The organism is Streptomyces sp. A0592 (genome assembly GCF_004795115.1).
Taxonomy (GTDB): domain Bacteria; phylum Actinomycetota; class Actinomycetes; order Streptomycetales; family Streptomycetaceae; genus Streptomyces; species Streptomyces erythrochromogenes.
On record NZ_SSBM01000021.1, the window covers coordinates 95,611 to 113,254 of the forward strand.

Below are 17,644 nucleotides of genomic sequence, written 5' to 3' on the forward strand. Positions count from 1 at the left end.
GCAGGGTCGTTTCCTCCTCATCCGTACGCGTGATGCGTGGATGCGGACCCGCCGTCCGGGCAGGGGTGGCTGCGGCAACGTTCCCACCCGTAGAAAGACCAGCTGATGCGTCTCCGCTCCGCATTCACCGCCGTCCTCGGCGCCGCCCTGCTCCTCGTCGCCGTCCCGGCCTCCGCCTCCGCCGCCTCGGGGCGGTTCGTCTACGAGTACGTGACCGTCGAGGGCTACGAGGCCACCGGCTTCCTCAACGACCCGGCGAACGACCAGTGCTTCAACCTCCCCGGTGTCGGCCAGGAGAACCCCGAGCCCGGGCACTCGCCGCGGAACCGCACCGACGCCTGGGCGACGGTCTTCGCCGGCACCAACTGCGAGGGGCCCTCCTTCCGGCTGCGGCCGTACACCGGCGGGGCGTCAGAGCGCCTGAAGGTGCGCTCCGTCGTCTTCGGCTGACGGACGGTCTGCTGGGGCGGGCTCCGGGGCGCCGCCTCCCGTGCCCGGCCCGGTGACGACCGGGCGCAGCGGGGAGGGCAGGCCCCACTCGCTCCAGGAGCCGTCGTACACCGCCAGGTCCCGGTAGCCGGCGAGGTCGGCGCCGAGGGCCAGTACGCAGGCGGTCACCCCGGAGCCGCAGCTGAAGCGGAGGCGTTCGCGCCCGCCCGCGGCCGCCTCGAAGGCGGCGCGGAGTTCCGGGGCCGGGCGCATCAGGCCGTCGGGGCGCTGGAGTTCGCCGAACGGGAGGCTGACGGCGCCCGGCATGTGGCCGCCGCGCAGGCCGGGGCGGGGTTCGGGGGCGGTGCCCTCGAAGCGTTCGCGGGTACGGGCGTCGAGGACGGCCGCCGCCGGGTCCGACAGGGCCGCGGCGACGGCCTCCGCATCGACGAGCAGCCCCGGGCGGGGCCGGGCGGTGAAGGAGCCGCGCGGACCCCCGTACGCCGGGGCGGCGTCCTCGACGGGCAGGCCGGCGGCCGTCCAGGCGGGCAGTCCCCCGTCGAGGACGGCGGCCCGGTCGAAGCCCATGGCGCGCAGCATCCACCAGGCGCGGGCGCTGGAGTAGACGCCGGCGCCGTCGTACACGACGACGGTGTCGGTGTCGTGGAGGCCGAGGGTGCGCAGCGCCTCGGTGAACCCGCCGGGCCCGGGCATGGTGTGCGGGGCGGAGGCGGCGTGGTCGGAGAGGACTCCGTCGAGGTCGAAGGGGCGGGCGCCCGGAATGCGCCGGCCGGCGGCACCGTGGGCGCCGACGGAGGCGTCGAAGGCGACCAGTCCGGGGGCGCCCAGCCGGGCGGCGAGCCAGTCGGCCCCGACCAGCGGTCCGGGGTTCGCGGGCCCGGGCTCGCGGGGCGCGGGGTTGTCGGATGCGGGGTTGTCGGATGCGGGCATGCGGCTGCACCTCCTGGGGGCTCACGGGCGGCGTCACGGCCCGCGAGCGGTACGACGCGGTCGCCCCCATCCTCCGGCGTGTCCGTGCCGGGCCCGCAACCACCCCTGCCCGGAGCCGGCTTGCCGCGTCGCGCCCCCGGTCGGGGAACCGGCGGAGCGGACGGTACGCGCACACGCGGAGCACGGGCGACGGCGGACGAGGCGGCGCCTGCCGGATGTGTTCCGGGACACGGCCCGCGCCGATTCCTCGAAGCGGCGCCGATGCCCGTGGGCGTGGGCCGCCCGCGTGTGCGGGGCCCAGTCGGGCGGGCCCGGGCGCAGCCCGGTGGGCGGCCTGCGCCCGCCGCACGTCGCGCCCTGGGCCTCGGGGTGACCGGAAAGGTCCGCCGGGTCGCGGTGTCCGGTGCGGTGGATCGCAAGGCGCAGGGCCACGGCCCCTACTGGACGTGCTTGCGTGCCCCGACAACCTGGGGCCCCCGGACGGAGCCTGGGCAGCACTAGGTGCCGGCGCAGCCGCCCGGGCGGGCGTAGACGGCGACCCGGGCGCCCCGTACGTCCGTGACCGAGCAGAGCTCGAAGCGGCCTGCCAGCACCTCGCGTTTGACCGCCTCGCGCGGGTACGGGTCCAGGGGCTGCCCCGGCGGGTCCTGCAGGGCGATCACCCGGGGCGAGGCGAGCAGGGCCGCGCGGATCCGCTCGGGGGGCAGCTCGGTGCCCTGGAGGCTGCGGGAGGCGGTCGGACCGGCGGCGAGGGCGACGTCGCGCAGGCCTGCGCGGGCATCCGGCGAGGACAGCAGCCACTCGCGCCTGCGGGAGGGCATGAACACCACCGCGTCCCCCGGGCGGGCCCGCTCCCGCACCGCGGCGGCCACCGCGAGGACGTCGTCCTTGCGGCTCTCCGGAGTGCGCAGCCACACCGACCAGATGCCGAACGGCACGAGGAGGGCGCCCGCCAGCACCCACGGCCACCATCCGCGGGCGGCGGCCAGCCGTGCGCCGGCCAGCAGGGCGGGCCCGGCCAGCGCGTAGAGCACGTACCGGTCGACGTACCAGGGGTTGAGCAGCGAGACCACCATGAGCAGTCCGGGCGGCAACAGTACGAGGGGCAGCGCCACCCGTACGAGGTCCTTCGGGGCGCCCCGCGCGAGCAGCAGGGAGGCTGCGCCCACCACGGCGTAGGCGGCCCAGTCCTGCCAGCTCGGCCGGCCCAGCCAGCCGAGCTGCTGGTGGGCCTGGCGCACGCTGACGGCGGCGAGCGGCAGCAGCAGGACGACGACGGTCGCGGCGCTCCACCGCCAGCCGCGCGCGCGGCGGGCGGTGAAGGCGTGGGCGAGCAGCGCCAGCGCGGCGAACTCGTGCAGCCAGCAGCCGATCAGCAGCACGACGGTGTAGGCGATCCACCGCTCGCGGAGCATCAGGTACGTCGCCCACACCACGGCGGCCGCGACCAGCGCGTACGAGCGGCCTTCCTGGGCGTACATCTGGACGGGCGGGAGTACGGCGTACACGCAGCCGGAGAGGAGCGCGGCCCGCTCCCCGACGAGCCGGTGCGCGACGGCGGCCACGCCCGCGGCGGCGAGGGCGGTGGCGGCGACGGAGGGCAGCCGCAGCGCCCACAGGCCGCCGTCCCAGGCCTGGAACACGCCGTGCATGAGGGCGTAGTAGAGGCCGTGCACGGCGTCGACGCGGCCGAGGAGGTCCAGGATCGCGCCGGGCGTGCGGTGCGCCACCTGCCAGGTGACGGACTCGTCGCGCCACATGCTGCCGCCGCGCTCCAGGCCCCACAGGCCGAGGACCGCGGCGAGCAGCGGCGGCACCGGGCGCCATGGCGCGATGCGTCTGATGGCGGCCTCCTGAAGCTGTCGGATCGGGGGTGCGGACTCCATACTCGGGGGTGGACCCGAGTGGCTGCGGAGGTGGGTGTGCGGGCGTTCCGGGCAGTGGCGGCGGTACTTCTGGGTGCGGTGGTCCTGGCGGGGTGCGGACCGTCCGGTTCCGGGGGCGGCGACGACGCGCCGCCGAAGGGCTCCGCGGGGCCGGGCGCGAGTACGAGTGCGAGTACGGGCGCAGGCGCGAGCCCGGACCCCGCCGCGAGCCGGAGCCCGGGCCAGAGCCCGGCCGCGAGCACGACCCCGGTGCCCGCCCCCGGCGAGACCCTGGTCCGGGTGACCCGCAGCGGGGGCTTCGCCGGCGAGACCCACACCCTCGTCGTGAAGGGCGACGGCTCCTGGTCCCGGCTGGACGCGAAGGCCGAGCCGGAGGGCACGGGGAAGCTGTCGGAACGGGAGCTGGCGGCCCTGCGCACCGCGCTCCGGGAGGCGGACTTCGCCCGTCAGCCCAGGATCGCGACGGGCGGCCCCAAGATCTACGACGGGTTCTTCTACGCCTTCGTGCACGGCGGGTACGAGGTCGCGGGCGAGCAGGGTTCCCTGCCGCCGGCCCTGGTGAAGGTGGCGGAGGCGCTGCCGCCGTTCACGCAGGGCTGAGGTCCCGCAGCAGCCGGTCCAGGAACCCGCTCAGCCGGGTCGGCATGTCCACGCCCGCGGGCTCCAGCACCCACTGGATCTGGAGGCCGTCCATGACGGCGAGGATCTCCCGGCCGGCGGCCTCGCAGTCGGTGCCGGGACGCAGTTCCCCGCGGGCGACGCCCACCCGGAGCAGTTCCACGGTGTGGTCGAGCACCCGGGCGTAGCGCTGCCCGAAGTACGCGTGCGCGGGGTGGCCGGGGTTGGCCGCCTCGCCGACGAGGGTGTGGAACATGCGGACGAGGCCGGGCCGGCGCTCGTTGTCCCCGGCGAGGGCGACGAGGGTGGCGAAGTGGGCGGCGACCGATTCCGGGCGCTCGGCGAACAGCCTCTCCACGTCGTGCTGCTCGCTCTGGGCCAGGACCGCCAGCAGCAGGTCCTCCTTGCTGCGGAAGTGGTGCAGCAGCCCGCCCTGGGTGATCCCGCAGGCGGCCGCGATCCGGGCCAGCGAGGAGGCGTGGAAGCCCCACAGCGCGAAGTGCTCGACCGCGGTGTCGAGGATCTTCTGCCGCCGGGCGTCGCCGACGGCGTAGGTCCCCCGCGCCGAGCCCTTCGTGGCCGTTCGCGGCCTGTCCTGTGCCATGCGGACACCCTAAGCACGGTTCACCCGCGGCCATCCAGACCTTGTGACCCGCGCCACTCTTGAAAACCTAGCAGTCACATGGTTTTCGGCTCTACGTTGACCCTGCCGATTCGCCGCCGATCCGCCGCCGGTCACGTCGTCCAGGAGCCGCCATGAACGCCAGACCCGACAGACCCGAGTACAAGGACGCCTCGCTGCCCGTCGCCCGGCGCGTGGAGGACCTGCTCTCCCGCATGACGCCCGAGGAGAAGGCCGGCCAGCTCTTCCACTCGATGCTGATGATGAACGCGGACGGCACCCCGGTCACCGAGACCGACGGCTCGATGCTCCCCCTCACCACGCCCGAGCTGGTCGAGGACCGCTTCCTCACCCACTTCAACCTGCTCGGCTCCCACGGAGCCCGCGACATGGCCCGCTGGCAGAACGCCGTCCAGGAGATGGCCGCCGGCACCCGCCTGGGCATCCCGGTCACCCTGTCCACGGACCCGCGCCACACCTTCACCGACAACCCCGGCGCCTCCTTCGACGCCGGCGCCTTCTCCGCCTGGCCGGAGGCCCTCGGACTGGCCGCCATCGGCGACCCCGAGCTCGTCCGCCGCTTCGCCGACACCGTCCGCCGCGAGTACCTCGCCGTCGGCTTCCGCGTCGCCCTGCACCCGCAGATCGACCTGGCCAGCGAGCCCCGCTGGGCCCGCCAGTCCGGCACCTTCGGCTCCGACGCCCGCCTGACCGCCGAGCTCGTACGCGCCTACGTACGCGGCCTGCAGGGCCCCGCCCTCGGGCCCGGCTCGGTCTCCGCGATGGTCAAGCACTTCCCCGGCGGCGGCCCCCAGAAGGACGGCGAGGACCCGCACTTCGCGCACGGCAAGGAGCAGGTCTATCCGGGCGGCATGCGCGAACACCACCTGGAGCCCTTCAAAGCCGCGATAGCCGCCGGATGCGCGCAGATGATGCCGTACTACGGCCAGCCCGTCGGTACCGACTGGGAGGAGGTCGGCTTCGGCTTCAACAAGGGCGTGGTCACCGGCCTGCTCCGGGAGGAGCTCGGCTTCGACGGCATCGTGTGCACCGACTGGGGCCTGCTCAACGACGCCGTGATCTTCGGGCAGAAGCACCCGGCCCGCGCATGGGGCCTGGAGCACCTGAGCCCGGCCGAACGGGCGGCCCGCGCCCTGGAGGCCGGCTGCGACCAGTTCGGCGGCGAGCAGTGCCCCGAGGTCGTCGTGGAGCTGGTCCGCTCGGGCCGCGTCCCGCAGTCCCGGATCGACGCGTCCGTGCGCCGCCTGCTGCGCGAGAAGTTCACGCTCGGCCTGTTCGAGAACCCGTACGTGGACCCGGACGCGGCCGAGGAGACCGTCGGCCGGGCCGACTTCACGGCGCTCGGCGCCGCCGCCCAGCGGCGCTCCCTGACCGTCCTCACCAATCCCCGGGGCCTGCTCCCCGTCGCGGCCGGGCCGAAGCTGTTCGTGCGGGGCGTGGACGCGGCCGTGGCCGCCGCGTACGGCGAGGTCGTCGCCGACCCGGCCGGTGCCGACCTGGCCGTCCTGCGGCTGCGGACCCCGTACGAGCCGCGGGAGAACCTCTTCGAGTCCTACTTCCACTCCGGCTCCCTGGCCTTCTCCGAGCCGGAGCTGGGGGCGATCCTGGACCTCCTGGACCGCGTCCCCACCGTGGTCTGCATCAACCTGGAGCGGGCCGCCGTCGTCCCGGAGATCGCCGAGCGCGCGGCGGCGCTGGTAGCCGACTACGGAGCGTCCGACTCCGCGCTACTCGACGTGGCCTTCGGCCGGGCCGCCGCCGAGGGGCGCCTGCCCTTCGAGCTCCCGCGTTCGATGGCGGCCGTCGCGGCATCCCGTCCCGATGTGCCGAACGACACTCACGACCCGGTCTTCCCCCACGGTCACGGACTGGCCTTGTAGGCCCCCTCCAAGAGGGATCCGACGAGGTCGAAGCCGGTGGGGCACCTGACCGCCCCACCCGCCGGGTGCCGGTCCCGTGGGGGGTCCGGCACCCGGTACAACCCATTCCATTTACTCAGGTCCAGCGCATATGCCGTGTCCGAACCCCACGTAGCCGCAGGCCGGAGCCTCCTCTACGCTGCACCCCATTCAGCGGGATCTTCAGGGGCGGACATGGAACAGACACACACCACCCACACCGGCGCCGCGGCAACACCCGGCGCCCAGCGGCGTGTGCTCGTCGTCGAGGACGACCGCACCATCGCGGAGGCCATCGCGGCCCGGCTGCGCGCCGAGGGCTTCCAGGTACAGACGGCCACCGACGGTCCCGCGGCCGTCGCGGCGGCGGAGAGCTGGCTGCCCGAGCTGCTGGTCCTCGACGTCATGCTGCCCGGCTTCGACGGGCTGGAGGTCTGCCGCCGGGTCCAGGCACAGCGCCCGGTCCCGGTGCTCATGCTCACGGCCCGGGACGACGAGACCGACATGCTGGTCGGGCTGGGCGTCGGCGCCGACGACTACATGACCAAGCCGTTCTCCATGCGCGAGCTGGCCGCACGCGTCCACGTCCTGCTGCGGCGGGTGGAGCGGGCCACGATCGCCGCCCACACCCCGCGCGGGGCCACCCTGCGCCTGGGCGACCTGGAGATCGACCACGCGCAGCGCCGGGTCCGGGTCCAGACCGAGGACGTCCACCTGACCCCGACCGAGTTCGACCTGCTGGTGTGCCTGGCCGGCACACCGCGGGCCGTGCTCTCCCGGGAGCAGCTGCTGGCGGAGGTCTGGGACTGGGCCGACGCGTCCGGGACCCGTACGGTCGACAGCCACATCAAGGCCCTGCGGCGGAAGATCGGCGCCGAGCGGATCCGTACGGTCCACGGCGTCGGGTACGCCCTGGAGACCCCGGCCCAGCCGTGAACGGCCGGGCGGAGGGGCCACGCCAGCGCCAGCGGCCCACCGGAGGGCTGCGGCCCTTCTCGCCGTTCTCGATCAAGACCAAGCTCGGCACGCTCGTGGTCGTCTCGGTCTTCATCACGACCGGCCTGCTGCTGGTGGCCCTGCGCACGGACACCGAGCTGCGGTTCATCACCGTCTTCTCGGTGATCGCCTCGATGCTGATCACCCAGTTCGTGGCGCACAGCCTGACGGCGCCGCTGGACGACATGACGACGGTGGCCCGGGCGATATCCCACGGCGACTTCACGCGGCGGGTGCGGGGCGCCGGACGCCGCGACGAGCTGGGCGACCTGGCCTCCACGATCAACCTCATGGCGGACGACCTGGAGGCCGTGGACCGGCACCGCAAGGAACTCGTCGCCAACGTCTCGCACGAGCTGCGCACGCCGATCGCCGCGCTGCGGGCGGTGCTGGAGAACGTCGTCGACGGGGTCTCGGCCGCCGACCCGGAGACCATGCGCACCATGCTGAAGCAGACCGAGCGCCTCGGCCGGCTCGTGGAGACCCTGCTGGACCTGTCCCGGGTGGACAACGGGGTGGTGCCGCTGAAGGCCCGCCGCTTCGAGGTGTGGCCGTACCTGTCCGGGGTGCTGAAGGAGTCGGGGCTGGCGGCCTCGGGCCGGCCGGGGCTGCTCTCCGGCTCCGGCGGGCACACCCGCAACGACGTCCACCTGCACCTGGACGTCTTCCCGCCCGACCTGTGCGCGCACGCCGACGCCGAGCGGCTGCACCAGGTGGTGGCCAACCTGATCGACAACGCGGTCAAGCACAGCCCGCCGCACGGCCGGGTCACGGTCCGCGCCCGGGCCGGCGAGACGCCCGGGGACCTGGTGTTGGAAGTCCGCGACGAGGGCCCCGGCATCCCGGAGGCCGAGCGCCACCGGGTCTTCGAGCGGTTCAACCGGGGCAGCGCCCGGGGCGGCGACGGCGGCACCGGACTGGGCCTGGCGATCGCCCGCTGGGCCGTGGAGCTGCACGGCGGCCGGATCGGAGTGGCCGAATCGTCACGCGGCTGCCGCATCCTCGTCACGCTTCCGGGCAGCTCGTAGGTCCCGTGTTGACGTAGGGTTCGACTGGGAAGGACATGATCTCGGCCACACGTACCCGGGGTCCGTCAGGGGTGCGAAGCCAAGGGGGCCGCAACCGCGGTGACCCCTACCCGAACCAGGCTGGTTTCCCGCCATTCCACGTCATGAAACCCGCCGTTCGATGTGACCTGCACGACGTAAGTCCCGCCCGGCCTGCATGCAGCGGTCCAGGAGGCGTAGCCTTTATTCCCGCTGTCCATACCTTGTGAAGCGGAAGAGGGCGGTTGCCGCCGTGTCGCCACAGTCCCCCAGTAACTCGAGCACCACGACCGAAGCAGCAGAGGGCGGGAAGAACCCTGCCTCAGGCTTCGGCGCAAATGAGTGGCTCGTCGACGAGATCTATCAGCAGTACCTCCAGGACCCGCAGTCGGTCGACCGCGCCTGGTGGGACTTCTTCGCCGACTACAAGCCGGGGGGCGCTGCCGCTCCGGTGACGTCGGCCGGTTCCGAGAAGTCCACGCCGACGGACGGCGCCTCCGCACAGGCCGCCACCGCCGTCACCCGGACCCCGCAGGTCGCCGACGCCGCCACGGGGGCGGCGGACGCCGCGCCCGCGCACACCGCGACGCCGACTCCTCCGCCTGTGTCAGCTCCTGCCCCTGCTCCTGCCATCCCCTCTGGTGCCCCTGCTGTGACTGTCACCTCCCAGGCCCCGGCCGCCGCACCGGCCGCGCCCGCCCCCGCCTCCGTAGCCCCGCAGAAGGCCGCGCCCCCCGTTGCGAGCACCGGCTCCACCGGAGCGGCTGGCGCCGCGCCCACCACTGGGGCCCCCGCGGGCCCCGAGCTGGTGACGCTCCGCGGCCCGGCGGCTGCCGTGGCCAAGAACATGAACGCCTCCCTCGACGTCCCGACGGCCACGTCCGTCCGCGCCGTCCCGGTGAAGCTGCTGTTCGACAACCGCATCGTCATCAACAACCACCTGAAGCGGGCCCGGGGCGGGAAGATCTCCTTCACGCACCTCATCGGCTACGCGATGGTCCAGGCCATCAAGGCCATGCCGTCGATGAACCACTCCTTCGCGGAGAAGGACGGCAAGCCGACCCTGGTCAAGCCCGACCACGTGAACTTCGGCCTCGCCATCGACCTGGTGAAGCCCAACGGCGACCGCCAGCTCGTCGTCGCCGGCATCAAGAAGGCCGAGACCCTCAACTTCTTCGAGTTCTGGCAGGCCTACGAGGACATCGTCCGCCGCGCCCGCGTCGGCAAGCTGACGATGGATGACTTCACCGGCGTGACCTGCTCCCTCACCAACCCCGGCGGCCTGGGCACCGTCCACTCCGTGCCCCGCCTGATGCCCGGACAGTCGGTCATCATGGGCGTCGGCTCCATGGACTACCCCGCCGAGTTCCAGGGCACCTCGCAGGACACCCTGAACAAGCTGGGCATCTCCAAGGTCATGACCCTGACCTCGACCTACGACCACCGGGTCATCCAGGGTGCGGCCTCCGGCGAGTTCCTGCGCATCGTCGCGAACCTGCTGCTCGGCGAGAACGACTTCTACGACTCCGTCTTCGAGTCGCTGCGCATCCCGTACGAGCCGGTCCGCTGGAACCGCGACATCGACGCCTCGCACGACGACGACGTCACGAAGGCCGCCCGCGTCTTCGAGCTGATCCACTCCTACCGGGTCCGCGGCCACGTCATGGCCGACACCGACCCGCTCGAGTACAAGCAGCGCAAGCACCCCGACCTCGACATCACCGAGCACGGCCTCACCCTGTGGGACCTGGAGCGCGAGTTCGCCGTCGGCGGCTTCTCCGGCAAGTCCATGATGAAGCTGCGCGACATCCTCGGCGTGCTGCGCGACTCGTACTGCCGCACCACCGGCGTCGAGTTCATGCACATCCAGGACCCGAAGCAGCGCCGCTGGATCCAGGACCGCATCGAGCGCCCGCACACCAAGCCGGAGCGCGAGGAGCAGCTGCGCATCCTGCGCCGCCTGAACGCCGCCGAGGCCTTCGAGACCTTCCTGCAGACGAAGTACGTCGGCCAGAAGCGCTTCTCCCTGGAGGGCGGCGAGTCCGTCATCCCGCTGCTCGACGCCGTCATCGACTCGGCCGCCGAGGCCCGCCTCGAAGAGGTCGTCATCGGCATGGCCCACCGCGGCCGCCTGAACGTGCTCGCGAACATCGTCGGCAAGTCGTACGCGCAGATCTTCCGCGAGTTCGAGGGCAACCTCGACCCGAAGTCCATGCACGGCTCCGGCGACGTCAAGTACCACCTGGGCGCCGAGGGCACCTTCACCGGCCTGGACGGCGAGCAGATCAAGGTCTCGCTCGTCGCGAACCCCTCCCACCTGGAGGCGGTCGACCCGGTCCTGGAGGGTGTCGCCCGCGCCAAGCAGGACGTCATCAACAAGGGCGGCACGGACTTCACGGTCCTCCCGCTCGCGCTCCACGGCGACGCGGCCTTCGCCGGCCAGGGCGTCGTCGCCGAGACGCTGAACATGTCGCAGCTGCGCGGCTACCGCACCGGCGGCACCGTGCACGTGGTCATCAACAACCAGGTCGGCTTCACCGCCGCCCCGGAGTCCTCGCGTTCCTCGATGTACGCGACCGACGTGGCCCGCATGATCGAGGCGCCGATCTTCCACGTGAACGGCGACGACCCGGAGGCCGTCGTCCGCATCGCGCGGCTCGCCTTCGAGTTCCGCCAGGCGTTCAACAAGGACGTGGTCATCGACCTCATCTGCTACCGCCGCCGCGGCCACAACGAGTCCGACAACCCGGCCTTCACCCAGCCGCTGATGTACGACCTGATCGACAAGAAGCGCTCGGTGCGCAAGCTCTACACCGAGTCCCTCATCGGTCGTGGCGACATCACCCTGGAAGAGGCCGAGCAGGCGCTCCAGGACTTCCAGGGCCAGCTGGAGAAGGTCTTCGCGGAGGTCCGCGAGGCCGCCACGGCCCCGGCCGTCGGCGCCCCGGTCGCGCCCGCGCAGACCGCGCAGGAGTTCCCGGTCGCGGTCAACACCGCGATCTCCCAGGACGTCGTCAAGCGGATCGCCGAGTCCCAGGTCACCATCCCCGAGGGCGTCACCGTCCACCCGCGCCTGCTGCCGCAGCTGCAGCGCCGCGCGGCGATGATCGACGAGGGCACCATCGACTGGGGCATGGGCGAGACCCTCGCCTTCGGCTCGCTGCTGATGGAGGGCACCCCGGTCCGGCTGTCCGGCCAGGACTCCCGCCGCGGCACCTTCGGCCAGCGCCACGCCGTCCTCATCGACCGGGAGACGGGCGAGGACTACACCCCGCTCCTCTACCTGTCCGAGGACCAGGCCCGCTACAACGTCTACGACTCGCTGCTCTCCGAGTACGCGGCCATGGGCTTCGAGTACGGCTACTCCCTGGCCCGCCCGGACGCGCTCGTCCTGTGGGAGGCCCAGTTCGGTGACTTCGTCAACGGCGCGCAGACCGTCGTCGACGAGTTCATCTCCTCGGCCGAGCAGAAGTGGGGCCAGACCTCCGGCGTCACCCTGCTCCTCCCGCACGGCTACGAGGGCCAGGGCCCGGACCACTCGTCCGCGCGTCCCGAGCGCTTCCTGCAGATGTGCGCGCAGGACAACATGACGGTGGCCATGCCCACCCTCCCGTCCAACTACTTCCACCTCCTGCGCTGGCAGGTCCACAACCCGCACCACAAGCCGCTCATCGTCTTCACCCCGAAGTCGATGCTGCGTCTGAAGGCCGCGGCGTCGAAGGCGGAGGAGTTCACGACCGGTTCGTTCCGTCCGGTCATCGGCGACAGCACGGTGGACGCCAACGCGGTCCGCAAGGTCGTCTTCTGCGCCGGCAAGGTCTACTACGACCTGGAGGCCGAGCGCGAGAAGCGCGGCATCACGGACACCGCGATCATCCGCATCGAGCGCCTGTACCCGCTTCCGGGTGCCGAGCTCCAGGCCGAGATCGCCAAGTTCCCGAACGCCGCGAAGTACATCTGGGCGCAGGAGGAGCCGGCGAACCAGGGCGCGTGGCCCTTCATCGCCCTCAACCTGATCGACCACCTCGACCTGGCGGTCGGCGCGGACGTCCCGGCGGGCGAGCGCCTGCGGCGCATCTCGCGCCCGCACGGCTCGTCCCCGGCGGTGGGCTCCGCGAAGCGCCACCAGGCGGAGCAGCAGCTCCTCCTGAACGAGGTCTTCGAGGCGTAACCCCGGCAGCACCAGGAAGGCCCGGCCCCCAAGGGGGCCGGGCCTTCCGGCTTCCCCGGCTCAACGGGGTCAATGCACGGCCGAAGCCGACGGGGACGGCCCAGAAGGCGACGTCGGGGCCTCACCTCGCTACGCGCTCCTCCGAGACCGCGTCCGTCCCCTGTTCAGGGCAGAGTTCCGTGGGTCCGTGCCAGCGGGGCTGTGTCACGGAAAAGGACTCGTCCGCACCCAATGGCTTCTCTAAGCTGAGGCGCAGCGGGGGTGCGCACTTCCGCAGGTTGAGGTGCCGTGGCAGAGCGGCCCATTGCGATCGACGTGGCGGAGGTCCTTGCCACGGCGACTGACGGGGACGGAGCGGGCCTGCTCCTACCTGTCCGCGGGTTCGAATCCCGTCGGCACCGCAACCGACCTGCCGGGCGGACATCGGCGCGACATGACCGCACTTCGCAAGCGTGTCCGCGTGAATCTGATGCTGTGACGTCAGACGTACGCTGGCCGCATGATTCGGACCGTGGTTCTGGACATCGGTGAGACCCTCACCCGAGACGATCGCTACTGGGCCGCATGGGCGGACTGGCTCAACGTTCGCCGGCACACCCTGTCCGCGCTGGTGGGCGCCGTGGTCGTGGACGGACGGGACAACGCGGACGCAATCCGCCTCCTGCGTCCGGGGGTCGACATCTCCGCCGAATACGCCGCCCGTGAAGCCGCGGGGCGCGGTGAGCGGCTCGACGAGAGCGACCTCTACGAGGACGTCCGCCCGGCACTGAAAGCCCTCCGTGCCTCGGGAGTACGCGTCGTCATCGCGGGCAACCAGAGCCGCCTGGCCGGTGACCTGCTGCGCGCGCTGAAGCTACCGGCAGATCTCGTCGTCACGTCGGGCGAGTGGGGCGTCTCCAAGCCCGCGCGCGCCTTCTTCGACCAAGTGCTGTCGGTGTCGGACAGCACCGCCGACGAAACCCTGTACGTGGGCGACCATCCGGCCAACGACATCCACCCCGCGCGAGCCGCAGGCCTGCGTACCGCTCACATCCGGCGTGGCCCCTGGGGCCACTGGTGGGCGGACGACCCCGAGGTCCGCGCCGCAGCAGACTGGTCCATCGATTCCCTCACCGAACTGCCCGACATCGTCCGGCAGTAGGAACGGGCACCCGATCGGCGCGGACGATCCGGGGCCGAACTCATCGGGCAGCGCGTCGCCGCTCGGCGGCGCGCCCGACGCAGACGCGACATTGAGGGCGAGCTGATGGCCGTGGTCAACGAGGACGTCTCGAACTCGGTCCACCCCCACTGGGTGGAGCCGGCCTGCATCCGGGGCCCGTCGGGCCGCGAGCTCTCCACCGCAGTCGACAACATCGAGTCAGCCGAACTCCACCCGGGTCAACGCACCTGACAGCCCCAGACGGTCCGCGGACGCGTGATCGAGAAGCGCCTCGCCATCGCTGGCGGCCCATGCCCAGCCCAAGAGGCCTGCAGACGCCGTCTCGGAGAAGCACGTAGCGATCTGAGGCGGCCTATGTCCAGCCACAGAGGCCCGCAGACGCCGTCCGGCAGGGCCGTGTAGCGATCTGAGGCGTCCCCCCGACCGGCCCCGCCCCTCACTGACGTGCCCGTCCCTCTACCGCTCCCCCGGCCCGTTCTTCTGGGGGCTTCCCGGCTGTCCTCGATTTTCCGGGGCGGGACGGGCGGTCAAGGGTGGCCGAAGGCCATCGCGAAGCGACGCGACAAAGGAGCGCCCTTGAGGGACCGGCCCGACACGGAAGACGATAGGACGGACGGGAAACCCCCAGCACAACCCTGATACCGCCCCACTCAGACACCGCCCCCACACCACCACCCCGACGCAGGGGGCGGGTGGGCAGCCACGGGCCGGGGGCGCGGGGGCCGCGGGGGGGAGGCCCCGAGTGCGCGTGGGCCCGTACACGCAGCCCCCGCCCGCCCCCGTCTACGGCTGGGGTTCGAAGTCCCAGTACGGGCGGGCTCGTTGCTTGGCCGAGACCGTGTGGACGTGCTGGGCTCCCAGGGTGCGGGTCAGGCCCTTGATGCCCGCCTCCTCGTGTTTGCCCGCCTCCGTGTCCTCGCGTACGGACCGCAGGTCCGAGGCCAGGGCGATCTGGGCGCTCAGCGTCATCGGGTGGTCGGGGCCCAGGACCCGTTCGGCCGTGCGCAGGGTTTCCCGGCTGAGGTCCAGGGCGTCCTCCAGCCGCCCGGTGATGTTGCGGTGTCCGGTGGCGTTGAGGGCGCAGCCCAGTGTCCAGGGGTGCCGGCTGCCGAGTGCGCCGCGCATGCCGACGAGGGCCTGTTCGGCGAGGGAGAGGCCCTCGGCGCGTTCGCCCTGGGCGCGCAGGACCAGGCCGAGGTTGCCGACGGTGCCGATGCTGTACGGGTGGGCGAGGCCGAGCTGTGACTGGTAGCCGCGGACGACGTCCTCGGAGATGCGGCGGGCCTCGCCGATGTCGCCGTACTCCCTGAGGTAGGTGGCGTAGTCGGAGGCGACCATCAGGGTCCACGGGTAGTCGACGCCGAAGACGCGCGTGGCCCGTTCCCAGACGGTGCGCAGGCGCAGGCCCGCGCCGGGGATGTCGCCGGAGCGGCGCAGGCACAGGCCGAGGTTGTGCTCGGCGCGCAGGGTCTGGGGGTGGCCGAGTCCCAGCACCTGGGTGTTGAGTTTGACGCCCTGTTCCTGACGGGTCTGGGCTTCCCGGTAGCGGCCCATGAGGCGCAGTCCCATGGCGCAGGCGATGCCGGAGGCGAGGGTGGAGATGTGCAGGGGCATCAGGACGCGTTCGCGGCGGCGCAGGGTGTCGAGGTCGAGGTCGTAGGCGTCCTGGTAGCGGCCCAGCAGCCGGTAGGTGGCGGCGAGGTTGTTCTGGGCGTCGAGGGTGATGGAGTCGTCCTCGCCGAGCAGTTCGCGGTAGGTGGCCAGGCAGTGTTCGAAGATCTCGCGGGCGGGTTCGAACTTGGCGATGCACAGCAGTACGCCGCCGTAGGCGCTGGTGGCGCGCAGGCTCTCCAGGTCCTGGTCGCCGCGTTCCCCGGTGAGCCGGTCGGCGACGGCCCTGGTGAGGATCTCGGCGCGGCGGAACAGGCCGAGGTTGCGCAGGGAGTTTCCGTACTGGTAGCTGAGCTCGCGGACCTTGGGGTGGTCGTCGCCGAGCCGGGAGCGCCAGATCTGGTCGGTCTCCTCGCAGAGCCGCAGGCAGGTGCGGTATTCGCCGGCGAGGATCAGGTAGCGCAGGCAGTGCAGCAGGAAGTTCTGGATCCGCGGGTTGCTGCTGGTGATGACCCCGGAGGGGGCGAGGTGGGGGACGAGTTCGGCGTAGCGGGGCCAGAGCCGGGAGTCGGAGGGCCGGCCGGGGTCGGCTGCGGCGAGGACCTGGCGGACGGCTCGGGCGAGGGGTTCGGCCTCTTCCTCGGAGAGGTTCTCGCGGACGATGCCGTGGACCATGCGGTGCAGTTGTACGGTCTCCAGTCCGCCTCCGCCCTCCTCCACGGGGAGGTCGGAGTACTCCAGCCGTACGACGGAGAACTGGACGAGCTTGTTGAGGGCGCCGTTCCACCGGATCTGGTCGTTGATGAGGCCGGCGAGCTGTTCGGGCACGTCGTCGGCGGGGAATTCGCGCAGGAGGCGGAGCGGGACGGGGCCGGGGGCGAAGAACACGAACAGCCGCAGCAGGGCGAGGGCGTCGGGGAAGTTCTCCCGGACGTTGTTGAGGAGTATGGCGAGGGCCGTGGGGAAGGGCAGCGGGTAGTCCTCGGAGACGGCGACGGCTACGCGGGAGTCCATCCGGCGCTGGAGCAGGGCGAGGTAGTCGCCGACGGGCAGGGGTGAGTCGGCGAGCCAGCCGGCGGTCTGGTCGAGGGCGAGGGGATAGTCCTCCAGGGCCTCGGCGAGCTGGTCGGCCTCGTCGGCGGTGAGGCGCACGGCGCGGCGGCGGATGAAGGTGATCGACTCGGGGCGGGCGTAGAGGGGTACCTCGACGAGGCTGGTGTGCCGGGCGGCCCATTCGCGGTTGCGGGAGGTGATGATGACGTCGCCGGCGCCGCCGGAGGGCAGCAGGTCGATCAGGTCGTCGGGGTTGTCGCAGCCGTCGAAGACCATCAGCCAGCGGCTGTACGGGGTTCCGCGGCGCAGTGCTTCGAGGACGGCCCGGATCTGCTCGCCGTAGCTGCCGGCGCCGCGTGGGAGGCCGAGGGCGGGGGCGAGGTCGGCGAGGCGTTCGCGGAGGGTGGGGCGGTCCTCGGCGGGGACCCACCACACGACGTCGTACTCGGAGGCGAAGCGGTAGGCGTATTCGGTGGCGACCTGTGTCTTGCCGACGCCGGAGAGGCCGAGGAGGGTGACGGTGGACGCGCCGGGCGGGGCTTCGGCGAGGGCCTGGCGCAGGGTGCCGATGACGTCGTTGCGGCCGGTGAAGCGGGGGTTGCGGCGGGGGACGCGGCCCCAGATCTCGGGCGGGTCGTTGGGGAAGCGGGGGCCGCGGCGGCCGGTTTCGGTGCCGATGCGGTCGGTGGGCAGTTCGAGGCGGCGCAGGACGCGGTATTCGGCCTCGTACGCGTCGAGGCCCCACAGGTCGGTCTTCTCCAGTACGGCGACGGCGCTGGGCAGGGGTGCGTCGGTGAGGCAGACGGCGGCGAACCGGTCCGGGTGGTCGTCGGTGACGGCGCGCAGGGCGGTGTTCCACTCGTCGTCGGTGTGGGTGCCGGCGGAGAAGTAGCGTTCGCTGAGGACGAGGAGGACGCGGCTGCCGGAGCGGGCGAGGTCGTCGAGGGCCTGGGTGAGGCCGGGGCTGCTCTGCGGGTCCCAGCGTTGGAGGGCGACGCGGTGGCCGTGTTCTTCCAGGCGGTGGGCGATCCACACGGCCCAGGGGCGGTTGAAGCCCGCGAAGCTGATGACGAAGCGCTGCGGCCGCTGGGGCTGGGGTGGCTGCTGGGGCTGTTGCGCCGATTCGCGGTCCTGCCGGCTACCGGTGGTCATGCGGCCGTCTCCCTGGGCTGCGGGCAGT

12 protein-coding genes and 1 tRNA gene are annotated in these 17,644 nt (G+C 72.4%); 9 read left to right on the top strand and 4 right to left on the bottom strand.

Annotation, left to right across the window (positions count from 1 at the left end; all coding sequences use genetic code 11):
* The first annotated feature begins 105 nt into the window (after positions 1-105).
* Positions 106-450: a hypothetical protein gene (locus tag E6U81_RS26420; protein WP_136232574.1), complete on the top strand. Its 345-nt coding sequence runs from the start codon at positions 106-108 to the stop codon at positions 448-450.
* Here E6U81_RS26420 and E6U81_RS26425 read toward each other — a convergent pair.
* Both E6U81_RS26425 and E6U81_RS26430 read right to left on the bottom strand, forming a co-directional pair.
* Entirely contained in the window at positions 412-1,380 is a 969-nt protein-coding gene (locus E6U81_RS26425) for a sulfurtransferase (protein ID WP_136232575.1), read from the bottom strand. The two genes, E6U81_RS26420 and E6U81_RS26425, sit on opposite strands and share 39 nt — an antisense overlap.
* A gap of 497 nt (positions 1,381-1,877) precedes the next feature.
* Positions 1,878-3,266 (bottom strand): glycosyltransferase family 39 protein, encoded by a 1,389-nt coding sequence (locus tag E6U81_RS26430; RefSeq protein WP_168714745.1) that lies wholly within the window; start codon positions 3,264-3,266, stop codon positions 1,878-1,880.
* Between the two features lie 279 nt (positions 3,267-3,545).
* On the opposite strand from E6U81_RS26430, the gene E6U81_RS26435 reads away from it, so the two are divergent.
* Positions 3,546-3,866 (top strand): hypothetical protein, encoded by a 321-nt coding sequence (locus tag E6U81_RS26435; protein WP_136232576.1) that lies wholly within the window; start codon positions 3,546-3,548, stop codon positions 3,864-3,866.
* Here E6U81_RS26435 and E6U81_RS26440 read toward each other — a convergent pair.
* On the bottom strand, positions 3,853-4,488 hold the full coding sequence (locus tag E6U81_RS26440; RefSeq protein WP_136232577.1) for a TetR/AcrR family transcriptional regulator: 636 nt from the start codon (positions 4,486-4,488) through the stop codon (positions 3,853-3,855). The two genes, E6U81_RS26435 and E6U81_RS26440, sit on opposite strands and share 14 nt — an antisense overlap.
* Before the next feature lie 152 nt (positions 4,489-4,640).
* Between E6U81_RS26440 and E6U81_RS26445 the strand changes: the two genes are divergently transcribed.
* The 7 genes from E6U81_RS26445 (at position 4,641) to E6U81_RS26470 (ending at position 14,031) form a co-directional block, all read left to right on the top strand.
* Complete coding sequence (locus E6U81_RS26445; RefSeq protein WP_136232578.1) at positions 4,641-6,407, top strand: glycoside hydrolase family 3 N-terminal domain-containing protein; 1,767 nt, start codon at positions 4,641-4,643, stop codon at positions 6,405-6,407.
* A 213-nt stretch (positions 6,408-6,620) separates the two neighbouring features.
* Entirely contained in the window at positions 6,621-7,361 is a 741-nt protein-coding gene (locus E6U81_RS26450) for a response regulator transcription factor (RefSeq protein ID WP_030028984.1), read from the top strand.
* Between the two features lie 47 nt (positions 7,362-7,408).
* Positions 7,409-8,449: a HAMP domain-containing sensor histidine kinase gene (locus E6U81_RS26455; RefSeq protein ID WP_136232599.1), complete on the top strand. Its 1,041-nt coding sequence runs from the start codon at positions 7,409-7,411 to the stop codon at positions 8,447-8,449.
* 271 nt (positions 8,450-8,720) lie between these two features.
* On the top strand, positions 8,721-12,638 hold the full coding sequence (locus tag E6U81_RS26460; protein WP_136232579.1) for a multifunctional oxoglutarate decarboxylase/oxoglutarate dehydrogenase thiamine pyrophosphate-binding subunit/dihydrolipoyllysine-residue succinyltransferase subunit: 3,918 nt from the start codon (positions 8,721-8,723) through the stop codon (positions 12,636-12,638).
* A gap of 282 nt (positions 12,639-12,920) precedes the next feature.
* Positions 12,921-13,039, top strand: a tRNA-Gly gene (locus E6U81_RS40025).
* A gap of 98 nt (positions 13,040-13,137) precedes the next feature.
* Positions 13,138-13,779, top strand: coding sequence for an HAD family hydrolase (locus E6U81_RS26465; protein WP_136232580.1), 642 nt, complete (start codon positions 13,138-13,140; stop codon positions 13,777-13,779).
* A gap of 105 nt (positions 13,780-13,884) precedes the next feature.
* Positions 13,885-14,031, top strand: a complete 147-nt coding sequence (locus tag E6U81_RS26470) for a hypothetical protein (RefSeq protein ID WP_240804028.1) — start codon at positions 13,885-13,887, stop codon at positions 14,029-14,031.
* A gap of 552 nt (positions 14,032-14,583) precedes the next feature.
* Here E6U81_RS26470 and fxsT read toward each other — a convergent pair.
* A complete protein-coding gene (gene fxsT / locus E6U81_RS26475; RefSeq protein ID WP_136232582.1) occupies positions 14,584-17,616 on the bottom strand; it encodes an FxSxx-COOH system tetratricopeptide repeat protein in 3,033 nt (1,010 codons plus the stop codon).
* Positions 17,617-17,644: the final 28 nt, after the last annotated feature.